The 19076-nt window shown below is 52.1% G+C and carries 22 protein-coding genes; 7 read left to right on the top strand and 15 right to left on the bottom strand.

What is annotated here, in order from left to right; all coding sequences use genetic code 11:
- From HEN21_RS05940 to fkpA, 9 genes are all read right to left on the bottom strand, one after another.
- A partial coding sequence (locus HEN21_RS05940; RefSeq protein WP_021498352.1) for a GTP-binding protein occupies positions 1 to 190 on the bottom strand: 190 nt, incomplete at its 3' end.
- A 70-nt stretch (positions 191 to 260) separates the two neighbouring features.
- On the bottom strand, positions 261 to 2375 hold the full coding sequence (gene fusA, locus HEN21_RS05935; protein WP_000124700.1) for an elongation factor G: 2115 nt from the start codon (positions 2373 to 2375) through the stop codon (positions 261 to 263).
- A gap of 96 nt (positions 2376 to 2471) precedes the next feature.
- On the bottom strand, positions 2472 to 2942 hold the full coding sequence (gene rpsG / locus HEN21_RS05930; protein WP_001138043.1) for a 30S ribosomal protein S7: 471 nt from the start codon (positions 2940 to 2942) through the stop codon (positions 2472 to 2474).
- Between the two features lie 96 nt (positions 2943 to 3038).
- Positions 3039 to 3413 carry a 30S ribosomal protein S12 gene (gene rpsL, locus HEN21_RS05925; protein ID WP_000246815.1) on the bottom strand — a complete coding sequence of 125 codons (375 nt, stop codon included), beginning with the start codon at positions 3411 to 3413 and terminating at the stop codon, positions 3039 to 3041.
- Between the two features lie 125 nt (positions 3414 to 3538).
- Positions 3539 to 3826 carry a sulfurtransferase complex subunit TusB gene (gene tusB / locus HEN21_RS05920; protein ID WP_176251760.1) on the bottom strand — a complete coding sequence of 96 codons (288 nt, stop codon included), beginning with the start codon at positions 3824 to 3826 and terminating at the stop codon, positions 3539 to 3541.
- A 7-nt stretch (positions 3827 to 3833) separates the two neighbouring features.
- The gene (gene tusC, locus HEN21_RS05915) at positions 3834 to 4193 is read right to left on the bottom strand and encodes a sulfurtransferase complex subunit TusC (protein ID WP_000820726.1); all 360 of its coding nucleotides are present in this window, start codon (positions 4191 to 4193) and stop codon (positions 3834 to 3836) included.
- Entirely contained in the window at positions 4193 to 4579 is a 387-nt protein-coding gene (gene tusD, locus HEN21_RS05910) for a sulfurtransferase complex subunit TusD (protein WP_001209682.1), read from the bottom strand. Before tusD ends, tusC begins: the two co-directional genes overlap by 1 nt.
- Positions 4579 to 5301 carry a helix-turn-helix transcriptional regulator gene (locus HEN21_RS05905; protein ID WP_010357572.1) on the bottom strand — a complete coding sequence of 241 codons (723 nt, stop codon included), beginning with the start codon at positions 5299 to 5301 and terminating at the stop codon, positions 4579 to 4581. Before HEN21_RS05905 ends, tusD begins: the two co-directional genes overlap by 1 nt.
- Before the next feature lie 166 nt (positions 5302 to 5467).
- Positions 5468 to 6280, bottom strand: a complete 813-nt coding sequence (fkpA, locus tag HEN21_RS05900) for an FKBP-type peptidyl-prolyl cis-trans isomerase (protein WP_000838278.1) — start codon at positions 6278 to 6280, stop codon at positions 5468 to 5470.
- Between the two features lie 219 nt (positions 6281 to 6499).
- Between fkpA and HEN21_RS05895 the strand changes: the two genes are divergently transcribed.
- Positions 6500 to 6718, top strand: a complete 219-nt coding sequence (locus tag HEN21_RS05895) for a protein SlyX (protein ID WP_001153620.1) — start codon at positions 6500 to 6502, stop codon at positions 6716 to 6718.
- Positions 6719 to 6766: 48 nt separating this feature from the next.
- Here HEN21_RS05895 and slyD read toward each other — a convergent pair whose 3' ends face one another.
- From slyD to kefG, 4 genes are all read right to left on the bottom strand, one after another.
- Positions 6767 to 7357: a peptidylprolyl isomerase gene (slyD, locus tag HEN21_RS05890; RefSeq protein ID WP_000861334.1), complete on the bottom strand. Its 591-nt coding sequence runs from the start codon at positions 7355 to 7357 to the stop codon at positions 6767 to 6769.
- A gap of 94 nt (positions 7358 to 7451) precedes the next feature.
- Positions 7452 to 7652: a YheV family putative zinc ribbon protein gene (locus tag HEN21_RS05885; protein ID WP_001007730.1), complete on the bottom strand. Its 201-nt coding sequence runs from the start codon at positions 7650 to 7652 to the stop codon at positions 7452 to 7454.
- A gap of 9 nt (positions 7653 to 7661) precedes the next feature.
- Positions 7662 to 9467, bottom strand: coding sequence for a glutathione-regulated potassium-efflux system protein KefB (gene kefB / locus HEN21_RS05880; protein ID WP_000399149.1), 1806 nt, complete (start codon positions 9465 to 9467; stop codon positions 7662 to 7664).
- Positions 9467 to 10018 (bottom strand): glutathione-regulated potassium-efflux system ancillary protein KefG, encoded by a 552-nt coding sequence (gene kefG, locus HEN21_RS05875; RefSeq protein ID WP_010357561.1) that lies wholly within the window; start codon positions 10016 to 10018, stop codon positions 9467 to 9469. The genes kefB and kefG overlap by 1 nt, the downstream gene beginning before the upstream one ends.
- A 130-nt stretch (positions 10019 to 10148) precedes the next feature.
- Here kefG and HEN21_RS05870 point away from each other — a divergent pair, with 130 nt between their 5' ends.
- Genes HEN21_RS05870 through HEN21_RS05855 form a run of 4 tightly spaced genes read left to right on the top strand, consistent with a single transcriptional unit; the run spans position 10149 to position 14219 of the window.
- The gene (locus HEN21_RS05870; RefSeq protein ID WP_137659741.1) at positions 10149 to 12062 is read left to right on the top strand and encodes an ABC transporter ATP-binding protein; all 1914 of its coding nucleotides are present in this window, start codon (positions 10149 to 10151) and stop codon (positions 12060 to 12062) included.
- Entirely contained in the window at positions 12062 to 13084 is a 1023-nt protein-coding gene (locus tag HEN21_RS05865) for a hydrolase (protein ID WP_105285368.1), read from the top strand. Before HEN21_RS05870 ends, HEN21_RS05865 begins: the two co-directional genes overlap by 1 nt.
- Complete coding sequence (locus HEN21_RS05860; RefSeq protein WP_000907085.1) at positions 13078 to 13296, top strand: YheU family protein; 219 nt, start codon at positions 13078 to 13080, stop codon at positions 13294 to 13296. The genes HEN21_RS05865 and HEN21_RS05860 overlap by 7 nt, the downstream gene beginning before the upstream one ends.
- A 53-nt stretch (positions 13297 to 13349) precedes the next feature.
- Positions 13350 to 14219 (top strand): phosphoribulokinase, encoded by an 870-nt coding sequence (locus HEN21_RS05855; RefSeq protein ID WP_001274700.1) that lies wholly within the window; start codon positions 13350 to 13352, stop codon positions 14217 to 14219.
- 54 nt (positions 14220 to 14273) lie between these two features.
- Here HEN21_RS05855 and HEN21_RS05850 read toward each other — a convergent pair whose 3' ends face one another.
- Positions 14274 to 14678, bottom strand: coding sequence for an OsmC family protein (locus HEN21_RS05850; protein WP_001590807.1), 405 nt, complete (start codon positions 14676 to 14678; stop codon positions 14274 to 14276).
- A 301-nt stretch (positions 14679 to 14979) separates the two neighbouring features.
- On the opposite strand from HEN21_RS05850, the gene crp reads away from it, so the two are divergent.
- Both crp and HEN21_RS05840 read left to right on the top strand, forming a co-directional pair.
- Complete coding sequence (crp, locus tag HEN21_RS05845) at positions 14980 to 15612, top strand: cAMP-activated global transcriptional regulator CRP (protein ID WP_000242755.1); 633 nt, start codon at positions 14980 to 14982, stop codon at positions 15610 to 15612.
- A 50-nt stretch (positions 15613 to 15662) separates the two neighbouring features.
- Positions 15663 to 17753, top strand: coding sequence for a YccS/YhfK family putative transporter (locus tag HEN21_RS05840; protein WP_123058464.1), 2091 nt, complete (start codon positions 15663 to 15665; stop codon positions 17751 to 17753).
- A 91-nt stretch (positions 17754 to 17844) separates the two neighbouring features.
- Here HEN21_RS05840 and argD read toward each other — a convergent pair whose 3' ends face one another.
- Complete coding sequence (argD, locus tag HEN21_RS05835) at positions 17845 to 19065, bottom strand: bifunctional acetylornithine/succinyldiaminopimelate transaminase (RefSeq protein WP_176251759.1); 1221 nt, start codon at positions 19063 to 19065, stop codon at positions 17845 to 17847.
- Positions 19066 to 19076 lie beyond the last annotated feature (11 nt).

The raw sequence follows: 19076 nt of genomic DNA, 5'->3' as shown, positions 1-19076 counted from the left end.
TGATGGTGATACCACGAGCTTTTTCTTCCGGCGCGTTATCGATCTGGTCGAATGCACGAGCAGCACCGCCGTAGGTTTTAGCCAGTACGGTGGTGATTGCAGCGGTCAGAGTAGTTTTACCGTGGTCAACGTGGCCGATAGTACCAACGTTAACGTGCGGTTTTGTACGTTCAAATTTTTCTTTAGACACGGCTATATTCCTTACTATAGTGCTCTCCCCTTCAGGAGAGAGCACGGGACTTTGGTATTAACCCTGAGGCTTATTTACCACGGGCTTCAATTACGGCCTGAGCAACGTTACTCGGCGCTTCATCATACTTCAGGAATTCCATAGTGTATGATGCGCGACCTTTGGTCAGAGAACGCAGCTGAGTTGCATATCCGAACATTTCAGACAGCGGTACTTCAGCGTGGATCTTAACGCCAGTAACTTCAGATTCCTGACCTTTGAGCATACCACGACGACGGCTCAAGTCACCGATAACGTCACCGGTGTTCTCTTCCGGAGTTTCTACTTCAACCTTCATGATCGGCTCAAGCAGAACTGGTTTCGCTTTCTTAAAGCCTTCTTTAAAGGCGATAGAAGCAGCCAGTTTAAACGCCAGTTCAGAGGAGTCAACGTCATGGTAAGAACCGAAGTGCAGACGAATACCCATGTCTACTACCGGGTAGCCTGCCAGCGGGCCTGCTTTCAGCTGTTCCTGGATACCTTTATCAACGGCCGGGATGTATTCGCCAGGGATTACACCACCTTTAATGTCGTTGATGAACTCGTAGCCTTTCGGGTTAGAACCCGGCTCCAGCGGGTACATGTCGATAACAACATGACCATACTGACCACGACCACCAGACTGTTTCGCGTGTTTACCTTCAACATCGGTAACTTTCTGGCGGATAGTTTCACGGTAAGCAACCTGCGGTTTACCTACGTTCGCTTCAACGTTGAATTCACGCTTCATACGGTCAACGATGATGTCGAGGTGCAGCTCGCCCATACCCGCGATAATGGTCTGGTTAGATTCTTCGTCAGTCCATACACGGAAAGACGGGTCTTCTTTAGCCAGACGACCCAGAGCCAGACCCATTTTTTCCTGGTCAGCTTTGGTTTTCGGTTCAACTGCGATGGAGATTACCGGCTCAGGGAATTCCATACGTTCCAGAATGATCGGCGCATCCGGGTCACACAGGGTGTCACCAGTGGTTACGTCTTTCAGACCGATTGCAGCAGCGATGTCGCCCGCGCGAACTTCTTTGATCTCTTCACGTTTGTTAGCGTGCATCTGAACGATACGACCGAAACGCTCACGTGCAGCTTTCACGGAGTTCAGTACGGTATCACCAGAGTTAACCACACCGGAGTACACACGGAAGAAGGTCAGGTTACCAACAAACGGGTCGGTAGCGATTTTGAACGCCAGTGCAGAGAACGGCTCGTCATCACTTGCGTGACGCTCAGCCGGAGTGTCTTTACCGTCGTCCAGGATACCGTTGATCGCAGGTACGTCAACCGGGGATGGCAGGTAATCAATTACCGCATCCAGCATCGCCTGAACACCTTTGTTCTTAAACGCAGAACCACAGGTTACCAGGATGATTTCGTTGTTCAGAACGCGCTGACGCAGAGCACCTTTGATTTCTGCTTCAGTCAGTTCTTCACCACCCAGGTATTTCTCCATCAGCTCTTCAGAAGCTTCAGCTGCGGATTCGATCAGGTTCTGGTGCCATTCGTTAGCCAGTTCAACCATGTCTGCCGGGATATCTTCGTATTCGAAGGTTACGCCCTGGTCAGCGTCGTTCCAGTTGATAGCTTTCATTTTCACCAGGTCAACAACACCGGTGAAATGTTCTTCAGCACCAATCGCCAGCTGCAGCGGAACCGGGTTCGCGCCCAGACGGGTTTTGATCTGGTTAACAACTTTCAGGAAGTTCGCACCCATGCGGTCCATTTTGTTAACGAACGCAATGCGCGGAACTTTATATTTGTTTGCCTGACGCCATACGGTTTCAGACTGCGGCTGAACACCACCAACTGCGCAGTAAACCATTACCGCACCATCGAGAACACGCATGGAACGTTCTACTTCGATTGTGAAGTCAACGTGCCCCGGGGTGTCGATGATGTTGATGCGATGCGGCTCATACTGCTTAGCCATACCAGACCAGAATGCAGTAGTCGCAGCGGAAGTGATAGTAATACCACGTTCCTGCTCCTGCTCCATCCAGTCCATGGTTGCAGCGCCGTCATGAACTTCACCGATTTTATGGTTTACACCGGTGTAGAACAGAATACGTTCGGTAGTAGTGGTTTTACCGGCGTCGATGTGCGCACTGATACCGATGTTACGGTAGCGTGCGATGGGTGTTGTACGAGCCATTTGTTTCCTCGTTTATCTTTTAGGCGTTCAATTTAAGTAGCCCAAAGCGGGCTGCTTACTGGAAGCGCCCGCCTGGTGACTAAAACTCCGAAGGGATTACCAACGGTAGTGTGCGAACGCCTTGTTGGCTTCGGCCATACGGTGAACGTCTTCACGTTTCTTAACTGCAGTACCTTTGTTTTCTGCAGCATCGGAAAGTTCGTTCGCCAGGCGCAGAGCCATGGATTTATCACCGCGTTTACGAGCAGCTTCAACGATCCAACGCATTGCCAGAGCATTACGACGAACCGGACGGACTTCAACTGGTACCTGATAAGTAGAACCACCAACGCGGCGAGACTTAACTTCGACAGTCGGGCGCACGTTTTCGAGAGCTACTTCGAATGCTTCCAGTTCAGATTTACCAGAACGCTGAGCCAGGGTCTCCAGCGCGCTGTATACGATAGATTCGGCAGTAGATTTTTTACCATCTACCATCAGGATATTTACAAATTTAGCCAGCAGTTCTGATCCGAACTTCGGATCCGGCAGAATTTTACGCTGACCAATGACGCGACGACGTGGCATGGAAATACTCCGTTGTTAATTCAGGATTGTCCAAAACTCTACGAGTTTAGTTTGACATTTAAGTTAAAACGTTTGGCCTTACTTAACGGAGAACCATTAAGCCTTAGGACGCTTCACGCCATACTTGGAACGAGCCTGCTTACGGTCTTTAACGCCGGAGCAGTCAAGCGCACCACGTACGGTGTGGTAACGAACACCCGGGAGGTCTTTAACACGACCGCCACGGATCAGGATCACGGAGTGTTCCTGCAGGTTGTGACCTTCACCACCGATGTAGGAAGTCACTTCGAAACCGTTAGTCAGACGAACACGGCATACTTTACGCAGTGCGGAGTTCGGTTTTTTTGGAGTGGTAGTATATACACGAGTACATACGCCACGTTTTTGCGGGCATGCTTCCAGCGCAGGCACGTTGCTTTTCGCAACTTTGCGAGCACGTGGTTTGCGTACCAGCTGGTTAACTGTTGCCATTAAATAGCTCCTGGTTTTAGCTTTTGCTTCGTAAACACGTAATAAAACGTCCTCACACAATATGAGGACGCCGAATTTTAGGGCGATGCCGAAAAGGTGTCAAGAAATATACAACGATCCCACCGTTACCAGGCGACCTGGCTGGTGTGCTTAACCGTAAGTCTGACGAAATCAGTATAGTCAATGGGAGTGATATCGTTCGAAATTCGACCAACCAAACCACGAGCGATGAGGTCTTCGTTCAGGGCATAGACCTTAATGGGGGCATTACGCAAACTTTCAAGGTAGCGGTTACCATCAGCTGCGGCAGTGACGCCATCCTGCAATAACAGCAGTTCATCCCCATCGCTGAGCAGACGCAGCAGCGCAGGCAAATCCGTCAGCCAGGGTGAGCGATGTAATGTATGCAGCATGTACGCCTCAAAATCTCAAAATAACATCGTAGTTGCCGAGTTCCCGACGCAATGCTTCTGCTTCGAGCGGAGTGACTTCTACAACAAAGGGTGTCTGGGGATCTAACCCACGTTCACGCAGTGAAGCCGCACAAACCCAGCACTGTTCAATGTCATACAGCCCCAGCAGTTTAAAGGTTGCGATATAATCACGCGCCAACACCACATCGGGCTTTTGCCCTGGCAGAAGCTGAAAAACGCCATCGGCAATAAAGAAGACGGCGAGTTCGTCAGTTAATGCGGAAGTCGCCAATAAAGCATCCAATCCTTCACGACCAGCAGCTGTACCATGAGGTGCAGTAGAAAAAACAAACGCAATTCGTTTCATCAGAACTGTACCACCCTGTCACAGGTCAGCGAGGCTTCAGCCAGAGCGCCAAGGCCACTTAAGGTAAAGCCCGGCTGGAGATTTGCAGATGCCAGACCGAGTCTTCCAGCTTCAGTTTCATCGACGATACCGCGACGCAATGCTGCCGCCACGCAAATATTCAGCGCCACGCCATGTTGTGTATTCAGTTGTTGCCAGCCGCGCACAAGGTCAAATTCATCACTTGCCGGAGAGGTCAATTGGTTAGCGTTATAGACCCCTTCCCGATAGAAAAAGACGCTGTTTAACTCATGGCCTTCTGCTATCAGCGCCTGCGCAAACTGAAAGGCACTACTCGCCTGTTGCGTACCGTATGCTGGCCCGGTCACCACGATGGCAAAACGCATTACTTATCTTGCCCCTGGAAATCACCGCTCTTGAACTGGCGGATGTAGAGATAGACAGTGTGTTTGGAGATGTTCAGACGGTCAGCCACCTGGTTGATCGCGTCTTTAATATCGAAGATCCCTTTCTCGTAAAGATTCAGCACGATCTGGCGATTTTTAGCGTTATTGGCAACATTGCGATCGGCATTCACTTCTTCAATGGTGAACTCCAGCGTTTGGGTGACCAGATCTTCAACAGAAGACGCAAAGTTGACGCTTGAACCGACGTCCGGGGTTTCTGGCGGCACAAAGGTACTCATGATCTGCGAGAAGGGAACATCAAGATTCATATTGATGCACAGCAGACCAATTACACGCTGTTCGCGGTTACGAATGGCGATAGTCAGGGACTTCATTAATACACCGCTTTTGGCGCGAGTAAAATAGCATTTAGAAACGCTGCTATCCGCCCCCGTCATATCGTGCAGCATACGCAGCGCCAGATCGGTAATCGGCGAACCAATCTTCCGGCCTGTATGTTCACCGTTGGCAATACGAATGGCTGAACATTTTAAATCCTGCAAAGAGTGCAAAACGATTTCACAGTGGGAGCCAATGAGCATCGCTAACCCGTCCACCACAGCTTCGTAGGATTTCAGAATATCAAAATCGGTCTGGTCGAAAGGACGTTGATCCAGTAAATCCAACTCACTGGTTTCGTTGGTTAAAAGCGACCTGGACATGAAAAAAAACACTCCTTTTCAGGAGCCTGTCGTTAACTTTTCAGGGCAGGCTCATTAATGATGCGGGTAACTAAATTAATACAGCGGAGGTTCCGCTTTCCAGCACTAATTATATCCGGCCTGTAATAAAAAAACCGCCGCCTGGTCAGGCGGCGGTTCTTAATGCTTATTTTTTAGCAGAATCTGCGGCTTTCGCATCGGCTTCTGGCTTCGCATCAGCCTTCGGCGCTGGTTTCACATCCAGCAACTCTACGTCAAATACCAGAGTAGAGTTTGGTGGGATCCCCGGAACGCCCGCTTTACCGTAAGCCAGCTCTGGTGGAATAACCAATTTGATCTTGCCACCTTTCTTGATGTTCTTCAGGCCTTCGGTCCAGCCTGGGATCACGCCGTCCAGACGGAAAGAGAGCGGTTCACCACGGGTGTAAGAGTTATCGAACTCTTTACCGTCGATCAGCGTACCCTTGTAGTTCACTACAACAGTATCGCTGTCTTTCGGTGCTTCGCCTTTACCGGCTTCTACTACCTGATAAACCAGGCCAGTCGAAGAGGTTTTCACACCTTTCTCTTTGGCAAATTTCTCGCGGTACTCTTTACCTTTAGCTTCGTTATCAGCCGCGTCTTTTTCCATCTTCGCCTGGGCAGAAGACTTCACACGAGCTTCAAATGCTTGCAGAGTCTGTTCGATCTCTTGATCGGAAAGTTTGCTCTTATCAGCAAACGCATCCTGGACACCAGCGATCAGCTGATCTTTATCCAGCTTAATGCCCAACTTTTCTTGTTCTTGCAGAGAATTTTCCATGTAACGACCCAGCGAAGCACCCAGTGCGTAAGCTGATTTCTGATCGTCATTTTTGAACGCTGCTTTGCTGTCAGCAGTTGTAGCAGGTTTCGCCGCTTCGGCAGCAAAAGTAATTGGTGTATGCAGGGCAACGGCCATTGTGGTCGCCAGCAGCGTTACTTTAAACAGTGATTTCATCCATATCTCCAGGATCGGGGCATCTCACCCCAGGGTTAACTATTATCAGAAAGGTACTATAAAGCGTTGTCGGATAAATCTACATACAGACACGCCCTATTATCATCTATTTTCAGACTCTTTTTGTTTAAATTAGTTTCGATGTCGCGAAATGAGTGCTGTCTCTGGCAGCAAAGTTAAGTAGAATCCGCAGCGATCATTCGACCAAAGAGGTGAACCATGCAGGATTTATCAATGGAAGCACGCCTGGCAGAGCTGGAGAGCCGACTGGCTTTTCAGGAAATCACCATTGAAGAACTGAACGTCACGGTGACCGCTCATGAAATGGAGATGGCAAAACTGCGCGATCATCTGCGTCTGCTGACCGAGAAGTTAAAAGCCAGCCAGCCGTCGAACATCGCATCGCAGGCTGAAGAAACGCCACCGCCGCATTATTAAGGCGAAAAAAAAGCGGGTAAGTCCCGCTTTTTTGATACCTTTACGGTATTAGTGGCAACCGCAACCGCCGTTACCTTTACCACCACAGCAGCCTTCGCCACCGTGTTCATGACCGTGATCGTGGCCATGACCACCGCAGCAACCATCATGGTCGTGATCGTGGTGATGATCGTGCGCGCCATGAACGTGACCATGAGCCAGTTCTTCTTCAGTCGCTTCGCGAATCGCCACAACTTCAACGTTGAATTTCAGGTTCTGACCCGCCAGCATGTGGTTACCGTCAACCACAACGTGATCGTCTTCAACCGCAGTGATCTCAACCGGCACCGGGCCCTGGTCGGTTTCAGCCAGGAAACGCATACCTACCTGCAGTTCATCAACGCCCATAAATACGTCTTTAGGAACGCGCTGCACCAGGTTTTCGTCGTATTGACCGTAAGCGTCGTTCGCGCCAACAGCTACATCAAATTTGTCGCCAACTTCATGACCTTCCAGCGCCGTTTCCAGGCCAGAGATCAGGGAACCGTGACCATGCAGGTAGTCCAGCGGCGCACTCACCGGAGACTCATCAACCAACACACCGTCTTCTGTACGTACCTGATAGGCCAGGCTGACCACCAGGTCTTTTGCTACTTTCATGATATCTCCTGAGCATGGGAAGAATAGTGGCGCAGATTGTATCGGAATTCTGCTGCCGTGTACTCACTAGCTTAAAAAAACTCGGCGCATATCGCTAGTCCGGATGAAAAATCCCAATCACTTGCTCATCTTTGCGAACGTGATCGCGGGCTTCTTTATCGGCTTCACGCATCTGATGCCCACACTTAACACATTCAACAATATCAATATTATTTTCGCGCCACATCGCCATTGAGTCTTGCGCCTGACAGGCTGGACATTTCGCGCCAGCAATAAAACGTTTTCGGATTGCCATCTTCACCCTCTACTCAAATTCATCCCAGCCATCCATTTGGCGTCGTTCTTGTTGCATTTCACGCTGGAAAATCTCTTCCAGTTCGCGTCGGGCTTCCCTGGCGCGAGAAATTTGTACGGTATCAGCGTGCATCGGGATGAGTTCCCGCAGCATTCGCATATCCAGGCGACGAAAATGCAGTTGTGCCCGCTGCGCCTGATGTGGATGCATACCTAGCGACACTAACGTCTTGCGCCCCAGCTCTAACGCACTGGAGAATGTTTCACGGGAAAACTGTGTCACCCCTGCTTGTAATAACTCATGTGCTTCGACACGTCCGCGCGCTCGCGCAAGAATATGCAAATGCGGGAAGTGCTGCTGGCATATTTCCACCAGCTTCATGGTATCTTCAGGCTCGTTACAGGTGATGACGATAGACTCTGCGGCCTCTGCACCTGCGGAGCGCAACAGGTCAACCTGTGTGGCGTCGCCGTAATAAACTTTGTAGCCATATTTGCGCATCAGGTTAACGGCGCTGATATCCCGCTCCAGCACGGTAATGCGCATTTTATTCGCCATCAGTAAACGACCAATCACCTGACCAAAACGCCCAAAGCCCACGACAATGACCTGCGGTTTATCATCGTTGACCCACGGTTTTTCATCTTCTTCTTCCGTTCCGTTAAACTGGCGGGATAGCCATTTATCCACCAGCTTCATCAGCAGCGGCGTGGTCATCATGGAAAGCGTTACCGTCACCAGTAACAGCGCCATCTGGTCGCCCTGAAATAAGCGTTGTGAAGAAGCGGTAGAAAAGAGCACAAAGGCAAACTCACCGCCCTGACTCAGCACGCCAGCAAACTGCATCCGCTCAGAACTGCGCACGCCATACAGGCGCGCTAACAGATACAGCACGAGAATTTTCACCGCCACCAGCACGACCACGCTTATCACTACCCACAGCAGATGGGTATAAAGCACCCCGAGGTTAAGCGACATCCCGACGGAGATAAAAAATAGCCCGAGCAACAAGCCTTTAAACGGATCGATAGCCGTTTCCAGTTCATGGCGATATTCGCTTTCCGCCAGCAGCACGCCCGCAATAAACGTACCGAGCGCCATAGACAGCCCCAGCGCATCCATAAACAACGCAGAACCCAGCACCAGCAGCAGCGTCGCGGCGGTGAACACTTCCCGAACGCCAGAAGCCGCAATAAAGCGGAATACCGGACGCAGCAAATAGCGCCCACCAATCAACATGCCGACAAATGCCAGCACCTTCATGCCGACCTTCATCCAGTCGAAATGTTCGTCTGCCGATCCCGCCAGCAGCGGCACTAACGCCAGCGCAGGGATCACCGCCAGATCCTGAAACAGCAGAACCGAAAACCCGAGCTGCCCGGATTCACTACGATTCATCCCTTTTTCACGCATCAATTGCAACGCCATTGCAGTTGATGACATCGCAAGCCCAATGCCACCGACCACCGCCGCCTGCCAGGCGAAATCCGTCAGCATCAATAATCCCGCCAGCAACGCCGCACTTAACAGCACCTGCGCCGCGCCTACGCCAAAAATCGAGCGCCGCAATTGCCAGAGCTTGGAGGGGTTCAACTCAAGCCCGATGATAAACATCAGGAATACCACGCCGAGTTCCGAAAAGTGGAGGATCTCATCGACGTCGCTAATAAACCCAAGCCCCCACGGGCCAATCGCAATCCCTGCCAGCAAATATCCCAACACAGCGCCAATACCCAGCCGCGATGCCAGCGGCACCGCAGCCACCGCCGCGAAGAGAAACAGCACTCCTGCGAGTAAAAAATCGGAACCTTCCATCAGCGGCCTCCTGGGGGCAGCGGATTTGCCAGCCAGTCACCGTAGGCTCTGGCGTGACTCGCCAGCTCCTGTGCGCTTTGCCGTCTCGCCCAGTAAATAATGATGGGGCTTAACCAATGCATCCGGCACATGCCCGCCGCCAGTTCAAAGGGGCGTAGAACATCGCTCATCGGGTAGCGATTCAGTGCGTCATAACGGTAAGCACTTTCCGGCTCACCGGTGGTGATCACGCTGCGCCAGTACTTTCCCGCCAGTTGATTTCCTCCCGGCCCACTGGCAAAACCACGGCTTAATACCCGGTCCAGCCACTCTTTCAGTAGCGCCGGGCAGCTATAGGTATAAAGAGGATGCTGAAAAACAATCACCTCGTGCCCGCGCAGTAATGCCTGCTCACGGGGGATATCAATAAAAAAGTCGGGATAGTGCGCGTAAAGATCGTGCACGGTAACATTGCTGAGCTGCGTGGCCGGTTTAAGCAGTACCCGGTTTGCCACCGAGTCCTGAGATTCCGGATGGGCATACAGCAGCAAAACTTTCGCTGGCTGAGACATCATCCCCCTCCCGGTATGGTTTTTGTGTATAGTCGCTGTTTTGGGCTACCATTGCGCCCGGTGCGGCAGCTCGCCCATACATTACATTATCATAATGATAAGTTAACATAGTCTGAACATACGGCGCCTTATGATTGTTTTCTCCTCGTTACAAATTCGTCGCGGCGTGCGCGTCCTGCTGGATAATGCCACCGCCACCATCAACCCCGGGCAGAAAGTCGGCCTGGTGGGTAAAAACGGCTGTGGTAAATCTACCCTGCTGGCATTGCTGAAAAATGAAATCAGCGCCGACGGCGGCAGCTACACCTTTCCGGGAAGCTGGCAACTGGCGTGGGTGAATCAGGAAACGCCAGCGTTACCGCAAGCGGCGCTGGAATATGTCATTGACGGCGACCGTGAATATCGTCAACTGGAAGCGCAGCTGCACGACGCCAACGAACGTAACGACGGGCACGCCATTGCGACCATTCATGGCAAGCTGGATGCTATTGACGCATGGAGTATTCGCTCCCGTGCCGCCAGCCTGCTGCACGGCCTCGGTTTCAGCAATGAACAACTGGAGCGCCCGGTAAGTGATTTCTCCGGTGGCTGGCGTATGCGTCTTAACCTTGCCCAGGCGCTGATTTGCCGTTCAGACTTGCTGCTGCTCGACGAACCGACTAACCACCTCGATCTCGATGCCGTTATCTGGCTGGAAAAATGGTTGAAGAGCTATCAAGGCACGCTGATCCTGATCTCTCACGACCGCGACTTCCTCGATCCGATCGTTGATAAAATTATTCATATCGAACAACAAAGCATGTTCGAGTACACCGGCAACTACAGTTCGTTTGAAGTACAGCGCGCCACCCGTCTGGCGCAGCAACAAGCGATGTACGAAAGCCAGCAGGAACGCGTAGCGCATCTGCAAAGTTATATCGACCGTTTCCGTGCCAAAGCCACCAAAGCGAAGCAGGCCCAGAGCCGCATTAAGATGCTCGAGCGTATGGAGCTGATTGCCCCCGCGCACGTCGACAACCCGTTCCGCTTTAGCTTCCGCGCGCCGGAAAGCCTGCCAAATCCGTTACTGAAGATGGAAAAAGTCAGCGCGGGCTATGGCGATCGCATTATTCTCGACTCGATTAAACTGAACCTGGTGCCCGGCTCGCGCATTGGTCTGTTAGGCCGCAACGGCGCGGGTAAATCGACATTAATCAAACTGTTAGCCGGTGAACTTGCGCCAGTCAGCGGTGAAATTGGTCTGGCGAAAGGGATCAAGCTCGGCTACTTCGCCCAGCATCAACTTGAATACCTGCGCGCCGACGAATCACCTATTCAACATCTGGCACGTTTAGCGCCGCAGGAGCTGGAACAAAAACTGCGTGACTACCTCGGCGGCTTTGGTTTCCAGGGCGATAAAGTAACCGAAGAAACGCGCCGCTTCTCAGGTGGGGAAAAAGCCCGCCTGGTGCTGGCATTAATTGTCTGGCAGCGTCCGAATCTGCTGCTGCTCGACGAACCGACTAACCACCTTGACCTCGACATGCGTCAGGCACTCACCGAAGCATTAATCGAGTTTGAAGGCGCGCTGGTTGTCGTCTCGCACGACCGTCATTTGCTGCGTTCCACCACTGACGACCTCTACCTGGTTCACGATCGTAAAGTCGAACCGTTCGACGGCGATCTGGAAGATTATCAACAGTGGTTGAGCGACGTACAAAAGCAGGAAAACCAGACCGACGAAGCGCCAAAAGAGAATGCGAACAGCGCCCAGGCACGTAAAGATCAGAAGCGTCGGGAAGCGGAGCTGCGTGCGCAAACCCAGCCACTGCGTAAAGAGATTGTCCGTCTGGAAAAAGAGATGGAGAAGCTGAACGCGCAACTGGCGCAGGCGGAAGAGAAACTCGGCGACAGCGAACTGTATGACCAGAGCCGTAAAGCGGAGTTGACCGCCTGCCTGCAACAGCAAGCCAGCGCCAAATCCGGCCTGGAAGAGTGCGAAATGGCATGGCTGGAAGCCCAGGAGCAGCTTGAGCAGATGCTGCTGGAAGGCCAAAGCAACTGATGGCGCAGATAACGACGACCGATGCCAATGAATTCAGCAGCAGTGCTGAATTCACCCCTATGCGCGGTTTCAGCAATTGCCATCTCCAAACCATGCTGCCGCGTCTGTTTCGTCGTCAGGTGAAATTCACCCCGCACTGGCAGCGACTGGAGTTGCCCGACGGTGATTTTGTCGATCTCGCGTGGAGTGAAGATCCCGCACAGGCGCAGCATAAACCACGTCTGGTGGTCTTCCACGGTCTCGAAGGCAGCCTCAATAGCCCTTATGCGCATGGTCTGATCGAGGCAGCGCAAAAGCGCGGCTGGCTGGGCGTGGTGATGCATTTTCGCGGTTGCAGCGGTGAACCAAACCGGATGCACCGCATTTACCATTCGGGCGAAACCGAAGACGCCAGTTGGTTTTTACGCTGGCTGCAACGCGAGTTTGGTCACGCGCCAACGGCTGCCGTCGGCTATTCGCTCGGCGGTAATATGCTGGCCTGTTTGCTGGCAAAAGAAGGCAATGATCTCCCGGTTGATGCGGCGGTGATTGTCTCTGCGCCGTTTATGCTGGAAGCCTGTAGCTATCATATGGAAAAGGGCTTTTCCCGCGTTTATCAGCGTTACTTGCTGAACCTGTTAAAAGCCAATGCTGCGCGTAAGCTGGCAGCCTACCCCGGAACACTGCCGATTAATCTCGCGCAGTTAAAATCGGTACGTCGCATCCGTGAATTTGACGATCTAATCACCGCCAGAATTCACGGCTACGCTGACGCTATCGACTATTATCGTCAGTGTAGCGCCATGCCGATGCTGAACCGGATCGCCAAACCCACGCTGATTATTCACGCCAAAGACGATCCGTTTATGGATCATCAGGTGATCCCGAAACCAGAAAGTCTCCCCCCGCAGGTGGAGTATCAACTGACGGAACATGGCGGTCATGTTGGCTTTATTGGCGGTACATTACTTCATCCGCAAATGTGGCTGGAGTCACGCATTCCTGACTGGTTAACAACGTATCTGGAGGCGAAATCATGTTGATTCCGTGGCAAGACCTCTCCCCCGAAACGCTGGAAAATTTAATTGAAAGCTTTGTGTTACGTGAAGGCACCGATTATGGTGAACATGAGCGTACACTTGAACAGAAAGTCGCCGACGTCAAACGCCAGCTACAGTGCGGAGAAGCGGTGCTGGTATGGTCGGAGCTGCACGAAACGGTCAATATTATGCCGCGCAGTCAGTTTCGCGAATAGCCTGCAACCGTCGGCGGACGAGATAATAATGATAGCTAAGTCATGGAGTTACTATGTCTGCCAAACATCCGGTCATTGCAGTAACAGGGTCCAGCGGCGCGGGAACCACCACCACCAGCCTCGCGTTTCGTAAAATATTCGCGCAGTTAAATCTGCGCTCAGCCGAGGTAGAAGGCGACAGCTTTCACCGCTACACCCGCCCGGAAATGGACATGGCGATCCGCAAGGCGCGCGATGCAGGACGGCATATCAGCTACTTCGGCCCCGAAGCTAACGACTTCGGCCTGCTGGAACAAACCTTCATTGAATACGGCCAGAGCGGCAAAGGGAAATCTCGCAAATATCTGCATACCTACGACGAAGCCGTACCGTGGAATCAGGTGCCTGGTACGTTTACCCCGTGGCAGGCGCTGCCAGAACCCACCGATGTGCTGTTTTATGAAGGTTTGCACGGCGGCGTGGTCACACCACAACATAACGTCGCGCAGCATGTGGATTTACTGGTTGGTGTAGTGCCTATCGTTAACCTGGAGTGGATTCAAAAACTCATTCGCGATACCGGCGAGCGCGGGCACTCGCGAGAAGCGGTGATGGACTCGGTAGTTCGCTCAATGGAAGACTATATCAACTACATCACACCGCAGTTTTCTCGCACCCATATTAACTTCCAGCGCGTCCCCACCGTTGACACCTCAAACCCCTTCGCCGCAAAAGGCATCCCATCGCTGGATGAAAGCTTTGTGGTAATCCATTTTCGTAATCTGGAGGGAATCGATTTCCCCTGGCTGCTGGCGATGCTGCAAGGCTCGTTCATTTCCCACATCAATACATTAGTGGTGCCGGGCGGCAAAATGGGTCTGGCAATGGAGTTAATTATGCTGCCGCTGGTGCAACGACTGATGGAAGGGAAGAAAATCGAGTAACTCTGCTATTAAGCCGGATAAAATACTCTCCGGCTTCACAACGGGATAGTTAAATTACGCGGCAACCACTTCATACGAGTGAGTAATATTCACCGCTTTTTCTAGCATCAACGCGACTGAGCAATACTTCTCGGCTGAGAGATCGACCGCACGCGCAACCGCTGCGTCTTTCAGGCCACGACCGGTGACGATAAAATGCAGATTAATGTGCGTAAACAGGCGTGGTGCCTCTTCGCGGCGTTCAGAGGTCAATTTTACTTCACAATCGACCACATCCTGACGCCCTTTTTGCAGGATAGAAACCACATCAATTGCGCTACAGCCACCTGCCGCCATCAACACCATTTCCATCGGACTTGGCGCTTTATCGCCAGAGTTGCCATCCATTAAAATCTGGTGACCAGAGGCGGACTCGCCCAGAAAGGTTAACCCTTCGACCCACTTCACACGCGCTTGCATAATCGAAACTCCATTGCGTCAATTTTCCTGACAGAGTACGCGTACTGACCAAATCGCGCAACGGAAGGCGACCTGGGTCATGCTGAAGCGAGACACCAGGAGACACAACGCGAAAGCTATGCTAAAACAGTCAGGATGCTACAGTAATACATTGATGTACTGCATGTATGTAAAGGACGTCACATTACCGTGCAGTTCAGTTGATAGCCCCTTCCCAGGTAGCGGGAAGCACATTTCGGCAATCCAGAGACAGCGGCGTTTTCTGGCTCTGGAGAAAGCTTATAACAGAGGATAACCGCGCATGGTGCTTGGCAAACCGCAAACAGACCCGACTCTCGAATGGTTCTTGTCTCATTGCCACATTCATAAGTACCCATCCAAGAGCACGCTTATTCACCAGGGTGAAAAAGCGGAAACGCTGTACTACATCGTTAAAGGCTCTGTGGCAGTGCTGATCAAAGACGAGGAGGGTAAAGAAATGATCCTCTCTTATCTGAATCAGGGTGATTTCATTGGCGAACTGGGCCTGTTTGAAGAAGGCCAGGAACGTAGCGCATGGGTACGTGCGAAAACCGCCTGTGAAGTGGCTGAAATTTCCTACAAAAAATTCCGCCAATTAATTCAGGTAAACCCGGATATTCTGATGCGTCTCTCCGCACAGATGGCGCGTCGTCTGCAAGTCACTTCAGAGAAAGTGGGTAACCTGGCGTTCCTCGATGTAACGGGCCGCATTGCACAGACTCTGCTGAACCTGGCAAAACAACCGGATGCCATGACTCACCCTGACGGTATGCAAATCAAAATTACCCGTCAGGAAATCGGTCAGATTGTCGGCTGTTCTCGTGAAACCGTGGGGCGCATTCTGAAGATGCTGGAAGATCAGAACCTGATCTCCGCACACGGTAAAACCATCGTCGTTTACGGCACTCGTTAATCCCGTCGGAGTGGCGCGTTACTGAGTAGCGCGCCATTTTGTTTAACCCGATGTGGCGCAGACTGATTTATCATCCCGATATCAACTATGCACTACGACAAACGCTGGTGCTATGTTTGCCCGTGGCCGTTGGTCTATTGCTTGGCGAATTAAGACTCGGGCTGCTCTTTTCCCTCGTCCCCGCCTGTTGCAATATTGCGGGGCTTGATACTCCCCATAAACGTTTTTTCAAGCGTTTAATTATTGGTGCGTCGCTGTTTGCCACCTGCAGCTTGCTAACACAACTGCTGCTGGAAAAAGATATCCCCCTGCCATTTCTGCTGACGGGGTTAACGTTGATACTTGGCGTTACTGCCGAGTTAGGGCCATTACACGCAAAATTACTTCCCGCATCGCTGCTGGCAGCTATTTTTACCTTAAGTCTGGCGGGATACATGCCCGTCTGGGAACCGTTGCTCATCTATGCGTTAGGTACACTCTGGTATGGGCTGTTTAACTGGTTTTGGTTCTGGCTCTGGCGCGAACAACCGCTACGTGAGTCCCTTAGCCTGCTGTACCGTGAACTGGCAGATTATTGCGAAGCCAAATACAGCCTGCTTACCCAGCACACCGATCCTGAGAAAGCGTTGCCACCGCTGCTGGAACGCCAGCAAAAAGCGGTCGATTTAATTACCCAGTGCTATCAGCAAATGCATATGCTTTCCGCGCAAAATAATACCGATTACAAGCGGATGCTGCGCATTTTCCAGGAGGCGCTGGATTTACAGGAACACATTTCGGTCAGTTTGCATCAGCCGGAAGAGGTGCAAAAGCTGGTCGAACGTAGCCATGCGGAGGAAGTTATCCGCTGGAATGCGCAAACCGTCGCCGCTCGCCTGCGCGTGCTGGCTGATGACATTCTTTATCATCGCCTGCCGACGCGTTTTACGATGGAAAAGCAAATTGGCGCACTGGAAAAAATCGCCCGCCAACATCCGGATAACCCTGTGGGGCAATTCTGCTACTGGCATTTCAGCCGCATCGCCCGAGTGCTGCGAACGCAAAAACCACTCTATGCCCGTGACTTACTGGCAGATAAACAGCGCCGAATGCCGTTACTCCCGGCGCTGAAAAGCTATCTTTCCCTGAAATCGCCAGCACTGCGTAATGCCGGACGACTGAGTGTGATGTTAAGCATTGCCAGTCTGATGGGCACCGCGCTGCATCTGCCGAAATCCTATTGGATACTAATGACGGTATTGCTGGTGACGCAAAATGGCTACGGCGCGACTCGCCTGCGGATTGTGAATCGTTCTGTGGGAACCGTGGTTGGATTAATTATTGCAGGCGTTGCGCTGCACTTTAAAATCCCTGAGGGTTACACCCTGACGCTGATGCTTTTCACCACGCTCGCCAGTTACCTGATATTGCGCAAAAACTACGGCTGGGCGACGGTCGGTTTTACCATTACCGCTGTATATACCCTGCAACTGTTATGGCTGAATGGTGAGCAGTACATCATCCCCCGTCTTATCGATACTATCATCGGCTGTCTGATTGCCTTCGGCGGCACAGTTTGGCTGTGGCCGCAGTGGCAGAGCGGCTTATTGCGCAAGAACGCCCATGATGCCTTAGAAACTTACCAGGAGGCCATTCGTCTGATCCTCAGTAAAGATCCGCAACCTACGCCACTAGCCTGGCAACGAATGCGGGTTAATCAGGCGCATAACACCTTGTATAACTCATTGAACCAGGCGATGCAGGAACCGGCGTTTAACAGCCATTATCTGGCAGATATGAAACTGTGGGTAACGCATAGTCAGTTTATTGTTGAGCATATTAATGCCATGACCACGCTGGCGCGGGAGCACCGGACATTACCGCCGGAACTGGCGCAGGAATATTTGCAGTCTTGTGAAATCGCTATTCAACGCTGTCAGCAGCGCCTGGAATATGATGAACCGGGTAGTTCTGGTGACGCCAATATCATAGACTCGCCAGAGATGCTGCCACACGAAGGCGCGTCTGGCACGCTGGAGCAGCATTTACAACGCGTTATTGGCCATCTGAATACAATGCACACCATTTCGTCGATGGCATGGCGGCAGCGACCGCATCACGGGATTTGGCTGAGTCGCAAGTTGCGGGATTCGAAGGCGTAATATCATCATTGCCAGAAGCAAACTGTAGGTCGGATAAGGCGTTTACGCCGCATCCGACATGCTTTGCCTGATGCGACGATGACACGTCTTATTACGCCCCAACCACCTTCGCCACCGCGCGGGCAAAACGCTGCATCCCTTCATCGATATCCGCATCTTCCACCACCAGCGATGGTGCAAAACGCATCACATCTGTCCCGGCGTTCAGCACCATTACGCCAGCCTCTGCGCCCGCATAAAGGAAATCGCGCGCCCGACCTTTATACTGTGACTTAAGCTCGGCGCCAATCAACAACCCCATACCGCGAATATCGCCAAACACATCGTACTGCTGATCTATCTTCTGCAAATGATCAACAAAACGCTGGCGTTTCGCCTGAATGCCTTCCAGCACTTCAGAGGTATTGATGATATCAAAGGCCGCGCCCGCAACCGCACAGGCCAGTGGGTTACCGCCGTAAGTGGAACCGTGAGAACCAGGATGAAACGCAGAAGCAATCTCCGCCGTGGTCAGCATGGCGCTAATCGGGAAGCCGCCGCCTAACGCTTTCGCTGAGGTCAAAATATCCGGCGTCACGCCGTAGTGCATATAGGCAAACAGATCGCCGGTGCGCCCCATCCCGCACTGCACTTCATCAAACACCAATAATGCCTGATGCTGATCGCACAGCTCACGCAAGCCCCGCAAAAACTCTGGCGTCGCCGCCGTCACGCCGCCCTCGCCCTGAATCGGCTCAACCACTACCGCGCAGGTGTGATCATCCATCACTGCTTTCACTGCGTGGAGATCGTTAAAGGGAACGTGAATGATGTCTGCCGGTTTTGGCCCAAAGCCGTCGGAATATTTCGGCTGCCCGCCCACCGAGACGGTAAACAGCGAGCGTCCATGAAAGGCGTTATGGAAGGCAATAATTTTGGTTTTGAAGGGGCTATGGCGCACGCAGGCGTAATGCCGCGCCAGTTTAAAGGCGGTTTCGTTGGCTTCCGTCCCGGAGTTCATAAACACCACGCGTTCGGCAAAGGTTGCCTCGATCAGCTTACGCCCGAGACGCAGCGCCGGTTCATTGGTGAAAACATTGCTGATATGCCATAGCGTTTCCCCCTGGGTTTTTAACGCTTCCACCAGCGCCGGATGGCAATGGCCTAATGCCGTAACCGCAATGCCACCCGCGAAATCGACGTACTCCTTGCCCTGTTGATCCCAGACTCGGCTGCCCTGACCTTTTACCGGAATAAACTCTGCCGGTGCATAAATCGGCAGGATCACTTCATCGAAAGTCGCGCGTGTAATTGCTGTTTGTTCAGTTGCCATCTCATGATCAC

Source organism: Escherichia sp. 93.1518 (assembly GCF_013368915.2).
GTDB lineage: Bacteria > Pseudomonadota > Gammaproteobacteria > Enterobacterales > Enterobacteriaceae > Escherichia > Escherichia ruysiae.
Note: the sequence above shows the minus strand (reverse complement) of the source record. Positions and strands in the feature narration are given on the sequence as shown.